The sequence below is a fragment of the Pseudomonas sp. UBT genome (assembly GCF_050915955.1).
Lineage (GTDB): Bacteria > Pseudomonadota > Gammaproteobacteria > Pseudomonadales > Pseudomonadaceae > Aquipseudomonas > Aquipseudomonas antarctica_A.
Window position 1 is genome coordinate 187,712 of record NZ_CP168079.1, and the last position, 12,114, is coordinate 199,825.

Annotated in this window: 9 protein-coding genes; 3 read left to right on the forward strand and 6 right to left on the reverse strand. The window is 60.5% G+C overall.

Annotation, left to right across the window (positions count from 1 at the left end; translation table 11 throughout):
- Positions 1–104: 104 nt before the first annotated feature.
- Positions 105–683 (forward strand): Maf family protein, encoded by a 579-nt coding sequence (locus ACDZ94_RS00870; RefSeq protein WP_064453758.1) that lies wholly within the window; start codon positions 105–107, stop codon positions 681–683.
- Between the two features lie 131 nt (positions 684–814).
- Here ACDZ94_RS00870 and ACDZ94_RS00875 read toward each other — a convergent pair whose 3' ends face one another.
- From ACDZ94_RS00875 to rluC, 3 genes are read right to left on the reverse strand one after another with little or no spacing between them, the layout of a single operon-like run.
- On the reverse strand, positions 815–1,798 hold the full coding sequence (locus tag ACDZ94_RS00875; RefSeq protein ID WP_064453759.1) for a S49 family peptidase: 984 nt from the start codon (positions 1,796–1,798) through the stop codon (positions 815–817).
- A 21-nt stretch (positions 1,799–1,819) separates the two neighbouring features.
- Positions 1,820–2,482: an HAD-IA family hydrolase gene (locus ACDZ94_RS00880; RefSeq protein ID WP_064453760.1), complete on the reverse strand. Its 663-nt coding sequence runs from the start codon at positions 2,480–2,482 to the stop codon at positions 1,820–1,822.
- Entirely contained in the window at positions 2,469–3,428 is a 960-nt protein-coding gene (rluC, locus tag ACDZ94_RS00885; protein ID WP_032886795.1) for a 23S rRNA pseudouridine(955/2504/2580) synthase RluC, read from the reverse strand. The genes ACDZ94_RS00880 and rluC overlap by 14 nt, the downstream gene beginning before the upstream one ends.
- A 768-nt stretch (positions 3,429–4,196) precedes the next feature.
- Here rluC and rne point away from each other — a divergent pair.
- Positions 4,197–7,370 carry a ribonuclease E gene (rne, locus tag ACDZ94_RS00890; RefSeq protein WP_432750945.1) on the forward strand — a complete coding sequence of 1,058 codons (3,174 nt, stop codon included), beginning with the start codon at positions 4,197–4,199 and terminating at the stop codon, positions 7,368–7,370.
- Positions 7,371–7,546: 176 nt separating this feature from the next.
- On the opposite strand, the gene ACDZ94_RS00895 is transcribed toward rne, so the two are convergent.
- From ACDZ94_RS00895 to ACDZ94_RS00905, 3 genes are all read right to left on the reverse strand, one after another.
- Positions 7,547–8,137 carry a nucleotidyltransferase family protein gene (locus tag ACDZ94_RS00895; RefSeq protein ID WP_262666045.1) on the reverse strand — a complete coding sequence of 197 codons (591 nt, stop codon included), beginning with the start codon at positions 8,135–8,137 and terminating at the stop codon, positions 7,547–7,549.
- The gene (locus ACDZ94_RS00900; protein WP_221295483.1) at positions 8,134–9,120 is read right to left on the reverse strand and encodes an XdhC family protein; all 987 of its coding nucleotides are present in this window, start codon (positions 9,118–9,120) and stop codon (positions 8,134–8,136) included. The genes ACDZ94_RS00895 and ACDZ94_RS00900 overlap by 4 nt, the downstream gene beginning before the upstream one ends.
- 142 nt (positions 9,121–9,262) lie before the next feature.
- Entirely contained in the window at positions 9,263–10,597 is a 1,335-nt protein-coding gene (locus ACDZ94_RS00905) for a dicarboxylate/amino acid:cation symporter (protein WP_064453764.1), read from the reverse strand.
- Between the two features lie 343 nt (positions 10,598–10,940).
- On the opposite strand from ACDZ94_RS00905, the gene ACDZ94_RS00910 reads away from it, so the two are divergent.
- Complete coding sequence (locus tag ACDZ94_RS00910) at positions 10,941–11,939, forward strand: AraC family transcriptional regulator (protein ID WP_064453765.1); 999 nt, start codon at positions 10,941–10,943, stop codon at positions 11,937–11,939.
- Positions 11,940–12,114: the final 175 nt, after the last annotated feature.

A 12,114-nucleotide genomic window follows, 5' to 3' on the forward strand; every position in this document is an offset into this window, starting at 1 on the left:
GGCGCAGCATTATAGGGATGCACCCAGCCATGTCAAAGGAAATTCAGCCCTGTGCGTCAGCTGGTCGCCCCGCTAGAATCCCTGACTGCCTTGAGGAGACGCTAATGCTGCCTTTATTACTCGCATCCAGCTCGGTTTATCGCCGGGAATTGCTGAGCCGCCTGCACCTGCCGTTCATTTGCAGCTCGCCGGATATCGACGAAAGCCATCGTGCAAATGAGTCCGCGATTGAGCTGGTCAAGCGCCTGGCCGAAGAGAAAGCCCGCGCCCTCGCCGACCGCCATCCCGGACATTTGATTATTGGCTCCGATCAGGTCGCCGCACTGGAAGGCAGGATCATCGGCAAGCCGCATACTTTCGAGAACGCCCGTGAGCAACTGCTTGCCGCCAGCGGCAAGCGTGTGAGCTTCCTGACGGGCCTTGCACTGCTTAACAGCGAGACCGGGCACTGCCAGGTGGACTGCGTGGCATTTACCGTGCACATGCGTGTACTGGACGCCCAGCGCATCGAGCGCTACTTGCGCATTGAGCAGCCCTACGACTGCGCCGGTAGCTTCAAGGCTGAAGGACTGGGTGTGAGCCTGTTTCAAAGCACCGAAGGGGCGGATGCCACCAGCCTCGTCGGCCTGCCACTGATTCGACTGGTGGACATGCTGCTGGCTGAAGGCGTGCAAATCCCTTAAAACCAGCGCAAAACCAAATGTGGGAGGGGGCTTGCTCCCGATTGCGGCGGGTCAGTTACAGATAAGCTGGCTGATCCACTGCTATCGGGAGCAAGCCCCCTCCCACATTTATCGACACAGACCTTGAGATTTCAGCGCAGCGTCGGGCCCTGGAAGCCCATGTACAAGGCCAGTTTCTCTGCCACGCTGGCGCCGAGCTTCTTGGAGAAGCGGTCAAACGGCGACTCCTGAACAGTGAAATCCACCAGCTCTTTCTCGCCAATTACATCCCGCGCCACCGAACTGGCACTGCCCAGGCCATCGATCAAACCCAGCGGCAACGCCTGCTCGCCCGACCACACCAACCCGGAGAACAGCTCCGGATGGTCTTTATCTTTCAGACGATCCCCACGCCCTTGCTTCACGCTCGCAATGAACTGACGGTGGGTCGTGTCGAGCACGCCCTGCCAGAACTGGGTCTCGTCGGCTTTTTGCGGCTGGAACGGGTCCAGGAATGACTTGTGCTCACCCGAGGTGTAGGTGCGACGCTCCACACCCAACTTCTCCATGGTGCCGACAAACCCGTAACCGGCCGCCGTTACACCGATAGAGCCGACCAGACTGGCCTTGTCGGCATAGATCTGGTCAGCGGCGCTGGCGATGTAATAGGCGCCCGAGGCGCCCAGGTCAGAAATCACTGCGTACAGCTTGATGTCCGGATGCAATGCGCGCAGACGCCGAATCTCGTCATACACATAACCCGACTGCACAGGGCTGCCGCCCGGACTGTTGATGCGCAGGATCACGCCTTTGACCTTGGGGTCTTCAAACGCAGCACGCAGGCTGCTGACGATATTGTCGGCGCTGGCGGACTCCTTGTCGGCAATCACCCCGCGAACTTCGATCAAAGCGGTGTAGTTGCTGCCACGGGTGGCGCCTTTCTCGATGTCCATCAGCGGACTGAACAGCGCCAGCATAGCAAGCAGGTAAACAAAGGTCAGCAGCTTGAAGAAAATCCCCCAACGCCTGGAACGGCGCTGCTCCTGGACGCTGGCCAGAAGCGTCTTCTCCAGCAGCTTCCAGCTTTTGTCATCACCGCTCTCGGCCTTTTCGGGCGCTTTCCACTCGTCACTCATGCCATTAACCCCAGCAAAGACTTATTGGGCCCGGCTGAGCCAGGCCTGCAGTTCAGAAAAATGATCAATCGTCAGCCTGGGCTCATATTGCTGCAAGGCATCGGCCGCCTGGGCACCATAGCTGACCGCCACGCTGTCCATGCCGGCATTGCGAGCCATCATCAGGTCGAAGGAAGCATCGCCCACCATCAATGCCTGGCGCGGCGCGACGCCGCAATGAGCCAGGATCTGCTCCAGCATCAGAGGATGGGGTTTGCTGGCGGTTTCATCCGCCGCACGGGTGATGTCGAAATAATCTTCAAAGCCATGGGCCTGCAGCACCCGGTCCAGACCGCGACGGGCCTTGCCGGTGGCGACTGCGAGGTGATACCCCTCGGCGCGGAACGCCTCCAGGGATTGCCGCACGCCTTCAAACAACGGCGAAGGCTCAGCTTCCAGCGCGATGTAGTGATCAGCGTAGTGTTGCCGAAACGCTACCAGCTCTTCGTCGCCGATTTGCGGGTACAACGTGCGGATCGCCTCAGGTAAACCCAGGCCGATAATGCCCTTGACGGCCAGATCGCTGCACAGCTCGAAGCCTGAACGGGTCGAGGCCATGTGCATCGCTTCAACAATCCGACCGATGGAGTTACACAGAGTGCCGTCCCAATCGAAGATCAGCAGCTTGTAATCAAGGTGCGACACTCAAACGCTCCACGGTCTTGGCCCACATCTCATCGACCGGCGCCTGCAGCTTCAGCTCACCGCCATCGGGCAACGGCACCGTCAGCATGTAGGCGTGCAGGAACAGGCGCTTGCCGCCCAGGTCGCGAATTTCCTTGGAGAAATCCTCGTCGCCGTACTTGGTGTCGCCCGCAATGCAGTGGCCTGCGTGCAGCGTATGCACGCGAATCTGATGGGTACGACCGGTCACCGGCTTGGCCTCGACCAAGGTGGCGAAGTCGCCGAAGCGGCGCAGCACCTTGAACAGGGTCAGGGCTTCTTTGCCCTCCTCGTCCACTTCGACCATACGCTCGCCGGAGCGCAGGTTGCTCTTCTGCAACGGCGCGCGGACGCTCTTGATGGAACTGGCCCAATTGCCCCGTACCAACGCCATGTAGCGTTTGTCCACGCCATCGCCACGCAGGGCGGTGTGCAGGTGGCGCAACATGCTGCGTTTTTTGGCGATCATCAACAGGCCGGACGTGTCACGGTCAAGGCGATGAACCAGTTCCAGCTCCTTGGCATCCGGACGCAACTGACGAAAGGCCTCGATCACGCCGAACGTCAGGCCGCTGCCACCGTGAACCGCAATGCCGCAGGGCTTGTTGATCACGATCAGTTTGTTGTCTTCGAAGACAATCGAGGCTTCAAGGCGCTGCAACAGGCCTTGGGCCAGTGGCACCGGCTCGTCGCGCTCAGGCACGCGCACGGGCGGCACACGGACGATATCGCCCGCCTGCAGCTTGTACTCGGGCTTGATCCGACCCTTGTTCACGCGCACTTCGCCTTTACGCAAGATGCGGTAGATCAAGGTCTTGGGCACGCCTTTGAGCCTGGCCAGGAGAAAGTTGTCAATGCGTTGGCCGGCATATTCCGGCGAGACCTCAAGCAGCTGGACGCTGGGGGTCTGGGGGGCGGTAGTCGTCATGGCGGCGATGATAACAATTTTTTATGGAATTGAAGCACTTAATCATTGCTGCTATAGTCGCGAACGCCGCCAAAAGCGGCCTGGACAGAGGACTTGCGGCAAATTGCCGGCCCTGACCATCGCAATTCATCAGGACGCGAGGCCGTCCTACGGGGCTTTCGCCACCTTGGAAGGCTCAAGATTGTAACAAGCGCAGGTGACATGAGGCCTGAAGCGAGTGCAGAAAGCAGAGTGAATACTCGCGTTCTGCGCCGATATTTACGGCCAGTTCACAAAGTGCAGTCAGTCTTGAGCCAGACCATGGCGAATACTTCGGAAACAACGCCTGTTAAGAGCTGAGTGAGAGCGCAATCGCCCACACCTAGTCTTGTTTAGCCATGAGCGTGGACTCCCCATTGGAGAACACGGTAAATGCCAACCCGCTGCGGATTCTGCGCGCGGCAGCACCCGAATTATCAGGGATACGTGTAGGGTGGAGATGCACAACCGTCGGACCGTGTAGCACTAGGCTTATATTTAGACGCTTCATCTCGTCCACAGTCGCCGGTTGATTCCTCCTCCTGACCTTAGCTTTTGTTGAAGTGGTGCCTTTGTCACCACCGCTAACAAGCAGGACGCGTCCGTCGCGATACCGGCCCACATTGGCGGGTATTGCTGGACACTGGAGTGGCCAACCACTCTTGACGCACCTGACACCGACCGTGAGAAGTCGTGTGTGCCGAACGCCGTTTCCGGCAGCCCGGAAACCGACGGTACAACATGAAAAGAATGCTGATTAACGCAACTCAACCCGAAGAGTTGCGTGTTGCACTGGTAGATGGCCAACGCCTCTACGACCTGGACATCGAATCCGGTGCACGCGAGCAAAAGAAGGCCAACATCTATAAAGGCCGTATTACTCGCATCGAACCAAGCCTTGAGGCTGCCTTTGTCGATTTCGGCTCCGAGCGCCACGGCTTCCTGCCCCTCAAAGAAATCTCCCGCGAATACTTCAAGAAAGCCCCTGAAGGCCGCGTGAACATCAAGGACGTCCTGAGCGAAGGCCAGGAAGTCATCGTTCAGGTCGAAAAAGAAGAACGTGGCAACAAGGGCGCAGCCCTGACCACTTTCATCAGCCTGGCTGGCCGTTACCTGGTCCTGATGCCGAACAACCCACGTGCCGGCGGCATTTCCCGTCGCATCGAAGGCGAAGAGCGCAACGAGTTGCGTGAAGCGCTGAACGGCCTGGTTGCACCGGCCGACATGGGCTTGATCGTTCGCACTGCCGGCCTTGGCCGCAGCAGCGAAGAAATGCAGTGGGACCTCGATTACCTGCTGCAACTGTGGACCGCTATCAAAGAAGCGTCCCTGGATCGTTCCGCGCCGTTCCTGATCTATCAGGAAAGCAACGTGATCATCCGCGCCATCCGCGATTACCTGCGCCAGGACATCGGCGAAGTGCTGATCGACAGCGTTGAAGCCCAGGACGAAGCCCTGACCTTCATCCGCCAGGTGATGCCGCAGTACGCCAGCAAGATCAAGCTGTACGAAGACAGCGTTCCGCTGTTCAACCGTTTCCAGATCGAAAGCCAGATCGAGACCGCCTTCCAGCGCGTCGTCGAACTGCCTTCCGGCGGCTCCATTGTTATCGACCCGACCGAAGCCCTGGTGTCCATCGACATCAACTCGGCGCGCGCTACCAAAGGTAGCGACATCGAAGAAACCGCCCTGCAGACCAACCTGGAAGCGGCTGAAGAAATCGCCCGCCAGCTGCGCCTGCGTGATATCGGCGGCCTGATCGTGATCGACTTCATCGACATGACCCCGGCCAAGAACCAGCGCGCCGTGGAAGAGAAAGTCCGCGAATGCCTGGAAGCTGACCGCGCCCGCGTACAAGTTGGCCGTATCTCGCGCTTCGGTCTGCTGGAAATGTCCCGTCAGCGCCTGCGCCCATCCCTGGGTGAAAGCAGCGGCATCGTCTGCCCGCGTTGCAACGGCACCGGCATCATCCGTGACGTTGAATCGCTGTCCCTGGCGATCCTGCGCCTGATCGAAGAAGAAGCCCTGAAAGACCGCACCGCTGAAGTCCGCGCGCAAGTGCCGATCCCGGTTGCAGCCTTCCTGCTCAACGAAAAACGCAACTCGATCACCAAGATCGAACTGCGCACCCGTGCCCGTATCGTCATCCTGCCGAACGATCACCTCGAAACGCCGCACTTCGAAGTGCAGCGCCTGCGCGATGACAGCCCGGAAGCTCACAGCGGCCAGTCCAGCTACGAAATCGCTGCTGCCGCTGCGGAAGTCGAAGAAGTCCAGCCGGCCGCCGCAACCCGCACACTGGTTCGCCAGGAAGCTGCCGTGAAGACTGCACCGGCGCGTGCCAATGCACCGGTTCCGACCGAAGTGGCTGCACCGGTTGCCGCCCCTGCCGCCATGCCTGAGCCAAGCCTGTTCAAAGGCCTGGTGAAGTCGCTGGTGAGCCTGTTCGCCACCAAAGAAGAGCCTGTGGCTCCGGTTGTGGTTGAAAAACCAGCCGCCGAGCGTCCGGCCCGTAACGAAGAACGTCGCAACGGTCGCCAGCAAAGCCGTAACCGCAACGGTCGCCGTGACGAAGAGCGCAAGCCTCGCGAAGAACGTGCACCGCGTGAAGAGCGCGCGCCACGTGAAGAGCGTGCACCTCGCGAAGCCCGTGAAGAAACCCCAACCGTAGCCCGTGAAGAACGTGCACCGCGTGAAGAGCGCGCACCACGTACTCCGCGCGCACCGCGTGAAGATCGCAAGCCACGTGGCGAGCGCGAAGAACGTGTGCGTGAACTGCGCGAGCCGCTGGACGCCGCACCGGCCGTTGCTGCCGAAGCTGCCAGCGAAGAACGTCCGGCTCGCCAGCCGCGTGAAGAACGCGCCCCACGTGAAGAGCGCCAGCCGCGCCCACCGCGTGAAGAGCGTCAACCACGCGCCGAGCAAGCCGCTGCCGCCAGCGAAGAAGATGAAGAAGTGCTGACCGGCGAAGAGCAGTTGCAGGAAGATGGCCAGGACAACGCCGAAGGCGATCGTCCACGCCGCCGCTCCCGTGGCCAGCGTCGTCGCAGCAACCGTCGTGAGCGTCAGCGTGATGCCAATGGCAATGTGATCGAAGGCTCGGAAGAGACCGGCGAGCACACTGAAGCCGCAACCGCAGAACCGACCGGCGCCGAACTGGCTGCCGGCCTGGCTGTGACGGCTGCCGTTGCCAGCACCGTCATCAGCGCACCGGCTGAAGCCCAGGCCTACGAGCAAGCTGAACGCGCTACTGCTGCCGTCGAAGAGACAGCAGCTGTAGAAGCGCCAGTCGCTGAAGCCCCGGCAGTTGAAACCCCTGTCGTCGAAGCAATCACCCCGATCGAAGCCCCAGCGGTTCCGGAAGTGGAAGTTGCGCCGGTTCGCGAAGCCCAACCAGAAGTGGAAGTGGCTGCTGTTGAGCCTGCACCGGTGGTTGAAGCTCAGCTAGTGGTTGAAGCCGCCGTTGAAGCACCGGTTGTCGAAGAAGCAGCCCCGGCAGTGCGTGAAGTTCGCGAAGAACAGACCGCCTTCCAGTGGACTGCCGAGCCAGCCGCACCGGTTGAAGCGCCAACCCCTGCCCCAGTGGCAGAAGAGGCACCGGCCCCGGTTGCCGACGTGGTTGAAGCTGCCCCGGTCGTGGTGCCTGCGCCAGTGGTTGAAGCGCCAGTGGTTGAGCCAGTGGTTGCCGAGGTCGCCGCTCCGGTGGTTGAAGCCGCTCCTGCCAGCGCCCTGACCGATAACGGCCGCGCGCCGAACGACCCACGTGAAGTGCGTCGTCGTCGCAAGGAAGCTGAAGCAGCCGCTGCTGCAGCCGCTGCCGCACCGGCTGCTGCCGAAGTGGTCGAGGCGCCAGCCCCGGTCGTTGAAGCTGTGGTTGAGCACAAGGCCTTGGAAGAAGAGCACGAACCTAAACCCTTCGTCTGATTCCATCCGCCACTAAAAAGCCCCGCCTGAGTGATCAGGCGGGGCTTTTTTATGAGCGATTAACGTGAGCCTTGTGAAGATCCCCCTGTGGGAGCGGGCTTGCCCGCGAAAGCGCTGGATCAGTCACCAGACTCATTGACTGGCACTGCGCATTCGCGAGCAGCCCGCCCCCGCGTTTAGTCCGCGCTGAAACTCAACCTGTGCGGCAGATCCACATCCCAAAGCACGCCACGGTCATGCACCTGAACCTCCACAACCTTCGCGCCGGCCAATAACGGCTTGGCGCCACGGTCACCGACCAGTGCCATCAAGCCCGGCCCAAACGCACGATCAAACGCCACCGGATGCCCATATTCACCCGCATGTACGGGCACGCTGATACCACCCTCCTCCAGCGCGTCAATCACCCGCTCAATACTCGAGGATTGAATAAATGGCATATCCCCCAGCACCACGAGCCAACCCTCCGCTGAACCGCTGGCCGCAACGGCTGCCGCGAGACTGTCACCCATGCCGGCCGAGTGCAGCAGCAACACGTCGCAGCCATGGGCCTGCGCCAGGCGAATCACCTCCAGGCGATCCGGCGAGGTCACGACCCAGCGCTTCACCACGTGCTCAGGCAAATTCACCAGCACCTGTTCGATCACCGGCCGTGTCACGCCATCGCGCCCCAAGCAATCAGCCAGCAATTTATCCTGATCCGCGCCCGCCTCAGCCCGAAAACGACTTCCCTGCCCGGCCGCCAGCACAATCGCTGTGACCGTCATTCAACCGCCATTGGCAGTGGCTTTTTTTGCACTGGCGCCACGCCATTCTTGATCGCGACAATTTCCGCCATCAACGACAACGCAATCTCCGAAGGCGTATGGCTGCCGATATGCAAACCGATCGGCCCATGCAATCGTGCGATCGCCTCCGGCGACAAGCCCAGCGCAGCCAAGTACTCGCGGCGCTTTTGGCTATTAAGCCGCGAACCGAGCGCGCCGATATAGAACGCACTGGAATTCAACGCCGTCAGCAACGCCATGTCGTCCAACCGCGGATCGTGGGTCAGGCAGACGATGGCCGTGCGCTCGTCGGTCTGGATATTCAGCACCGCCTCATCGGGCATGCCTGGCACAAAACGGCCATGTTGCTCTTCCCACCCGTGGACGAACTCTTCGCGCGGGTCGCAGATCAACACTTCGAAATCCAGCAACCGCGCCATTTCCGCCACATAACGCGACAGTTGCCCCGCACCGATCAACAACAAGCGCCAGCGTGGGCCGTAAATGGCGCGTAAGCGTTCGCCATCGAAGGTCACCGCATCTGTCTTGCTCGCAGCACTCAAGCTCACCGTGCCGGTGGCCAAGTCCAGCTCTCGGGCGACGACTTCATGCGCCTCGCAACGCTCCAGCAGTTCAGCGACCCAACGCCAGTCGTCCACGCGCTCTTCCGTCAGGCGCAACGTACCGCCACAAGGCAGGCCAAAACGCGCCGCCTCATCGCGGGTAACGCCGTAGGTCACCAACTGCACCGGCGGGCCGTCATCCACCAATCGGCCGTCCTGCAACCGCGCGATCAAGTCATCCTCGATGCAGCCGCCGGACACCGACCCGATTACCACACCATCGCCGCGCAAGGCCAACATCGCCCCCGGTGGGCGCGGCGCACTGCCCCAGGTCTGGACCACGCTGTACAACACTACTCGCTGCCCGGCGCGGCGCCATTGGAGCACGCTGCGCAGGACATTCAGATCCACGCTATCCATCCAACCTCCGCCGCGTTATTGATGACGTATTGATTGACTGTAAAGCAAAAGATTCCAAAAGTGGCCGGGCACAAACGCAAACGCCCCGAACAAGTCGGGGCGTTTGCGAGTGGCTTCGGCGTCAGTTCACGCCATCAGCCTGTTACTTTACAGCAGCAGGGGCAGGACCTTCGGCCACACCCAGGTCATCTTCCGGACGGGTGTCGGAGATGCCGGTACCGCCGGACGCCAACTCGCTGTGCAGCTTGTCGGTGTCCAGTTCCTTGACCCACTTGGCCACAACGAGGGTGGCAACGGCGTTACCCACCAGGTTGGTCAGTGCGCGGGCTTCAGACATGAAGCGGTCGATACCCAGGATCAGCGCCAGGCCGGCAACCGGCAGGTGACCAACGGCCGACAGGGTCGCAGCCAGCACGATGAAGCCGCTACCGGTCACGCCTGCAGCGCCTTTGGAGGACAGCAGCAGCACCAGCAGCAGGGTGATCTGGTGGGTGATGTCCATGTGGGTGTCGGTCGCCTGGGCGATGAACACGGCAGCCATGGTCAGGTAGATCGAAGTACCGTCGAGGTTGAAGGAGTAGCCAGTCGGAATCACCAGGCCTACTACGGATTTCTTCGCGCCCAGACGCTCCATCTTGATCAGCATGCGTGGCAGTGCGGATTCGGAGGAGGAAGTACCCAGTACGATCAACAGTTCTTCACGGATGTAGCGAACCAGCTTCAACACGCTGAAACCGTGCGCGCGGCAGATGGCGCCCAGCACCACGACCACGAACAGAATGCAGGTGATGTAGAAGCAGATCATCAACTGGCCCAGTTGCACCAGGGAACCTACACCGTAGGCGCCGATGGTGAACGCCATGGCGCCCAGGGCACCGAGTGGCGCGAGCTTCATGATCATGTTGATGATGTTGAACATCACGTGGGCGAAGCGATCAATGAAATCCAGCACCGGCTTGCCGTACGCACCCAGGCGATGCAGGGCAAAACCGAAGATGACCGAGAACATCAGCACTTGCAGGATGTCGCCGTTGGCGAAGGCGCCGACGATGGTGTTCGGGATCACATTGAGGATGAAGCCAACCACGCTCTGGTCTGCACCGGCAGTCACGTAGGCAGCGACTTTGGACGCGTCCAGGGTAGCGACGTCGATGTGCATGCCGGCGCCCGGCTGCACAACGTTGACCACGACCAGGCCAATCAGCAGCGCGATGGTGGAAACAACTTCGAAGTAGAGCAGCGCGTAGCCGCCGGTTTTGCCGACCGATTTCATGCTTTGCATGCCAGCGATGCCGCTGACAACGGTGCAGAAGATGATAGGGGCGATGACCATTTTGATCAGCTTGATGAAGCCGTCACCCAGTGGCTTGAGGGCCACACCGGTCTGCGGGTAGAAGTGACCGAGCAAAATACCGATAACGATTGCAACGATCACCTGGAAATACAGGGATTTGTACAGTGGCTGACGAGTCGTCATTGCAAAGTTCCTCAATCGCACCGTGTGGCAAATATCCGCCATGCCCACGACACTTGAATTGCGAACCCTCCTGCACTGGAGGGATTTGTTGTTTGCGAGGTCTGGTCTGTAGGAACAAGCCTGCGCTGTAATCTTTATCGCAAACGCCGTGCCACTTTGCTCAAAATTCCTGAAGGCCTTTAGACATCAGGGCCGGGGGTTTATGTGGGCCCACAGGGGCCACGGGCAACATGGCGGAAATCCGCCCACTCACCCCATCCCGTCCTACAATTTGGCGGATATCCGCCTTGTCGCCCGTCTTGGTGATGACTAACATCCGTCACTCCATGGACGAGGCCCTCACATGCGTGAACGTACCATCGCCAGCCACTACGCCCGAGCCGCCCTCGGTGGTGCGCGCCGGGCGGGTTACGACTATTCGGGTTTGTTGCTCCAGATAGGCATTACCCCGGAGTTGCTCACCGAGCCCCGCGCCCGCATCGCCCCGGAACAATTCACCCGGCTGCTGCAAATGCTGTGGCTGGCGCTGGATGACGAATACCTGGGGTTTGCCGAAGGCCCGAGTAAGCGCGGCACCTTCGCCATGATGTGCCACGCGCTGATTCATTGCCGCACCCTGGAGAAGGCTCTGGAACGCGGCTTATTATTTTATAGCCTATTCCCACAGGGTCCGCGCTGGCAGCTGACAAAAGAAGGCGACATGGCCCGCTTGAGCCTGGACGATTCGCAGCTGTGGGACCCGGATCACTTCCTCACTGAATGCCTATTGGTGATCTGGCATCGCTTGGGCAGTTGGTTGATCGGCCAGCGCATCCGGCTGCATCAGGCAACATTCAGCTACGCGATGCCGGCGCATGCCGGCGAATATGATCTGCTCTTCCCCTGCCCTCAGGTGTTCGGTGCGCCGCACAGCAGCCTGGTATTTCCCAGTCGCTACCTGAGCCTGCCGCTGCTGCAGGACGAGCGGACCCTCAAGCATTTTCTTGAGCATTCCCCCGCCGACCTGCTGTCCCGGCCGGATGAAGGCGACAGCCTGAGCAGCCAGTTACGCCGCTTGCTCAGCCGCGACCGCAGCCCTTGGCCAGACCTTGAAGCCGTCGCGCAGCACCTGCATATCAGTGCGCAGACCCTGCGCCGGCATTTGCGTGAAGAAGGCACCAGCTTTCAAGCGCTCAAGGATGAGTTGCGGCGAGACATCGCCATCTACCATTTGGGGCGAGCAAATTTGTCTTTGCAGGAGATCGCCGAGCAGTTGGGTTTTTCCGAACCGTCGGCGTTTCATCGGGCGTTCAAGAAGTGGACGGGACTGACGCCGGGGGCGTATCGGGCGCAAGAGAGTTAGAGGGGGTTACCTGGGTGGGCCTCATCGCGGCATAGGTATCTACACATCTTTTTTTACGGGTTGAGTGCTTTGGTTGTCGGGGTGTGCTGAGTGCATATCCGTTGTTTGGGTTACGGCTGACATGGGTTCCGCCCTTACGGCGGGTCACTTTTGGAAAAGAGCCCCAAAAGTAACC

What these genes read in the sequence shown, in the direction of transcription:
- ACDZ94_RS00870 (WP_064453758.1), top strand. Translation starts at nt 105, where the DNA reads ATGCTGCCTTTATTACTCGCATCCAGCTCGGTTTATCGCCGGGAATTG.
- ACDZ94_RS00875 (WP_064453759.1), bottom strand. Translation starts at nt 1,798, where the DNA reads ATGAGTGACGAGTGGAAAGCGCCCGAAAAGGCCGAGAGCGGTGATGAC.
- rluC (WP_032886795.1), bottom strand. Translation starts at nt 3,428, where the DNA reads ATGACGACTACCGCCCCCCAGACCCCCAGCGTCCAGCTGCTTGAGGTC.
- rne (WP_432750945.1), top strand. Translation starts at nt 4,197, where the DNA reads ATGCTGATTAACGCAACTCAACCCGAAGAGTTGCGTGTTGCACTGGTA.
- ACDZ94_RS00895 (WP_262666045.1), bottom strand. Translation starts at nt 8,137, where the DNA reads ATGACGGTCACAGCGATTGTGCTGGCGGCCGGGCAGGGAAGTCGTTTT.
- ACDZ94_RS00900 (WP_221295483.1), bottom strand. Translation starts at nt 9,120, where the DNA reads ATGGATAGCGTGGATCTGAATGTCCTGCGCAGCGTGCTCCAATGGCGC.
- ACDZ94_RS00905 (WP_064453764.1), bottom strand. Translation starts at nt 10,597, where the DNA reads ATGACGACTCGTCAGCCACTGTACAAATCCCTGTATTTCCAGGTGATC.
- ACDZ94_RS00910 (WP_064453765.1), top strand. Translation starts at nt 10,941, where the DNA reads ATGCGTGAACGTACCATCGCCAGCCACTACGCCCGAGCCGCCCTCGGT.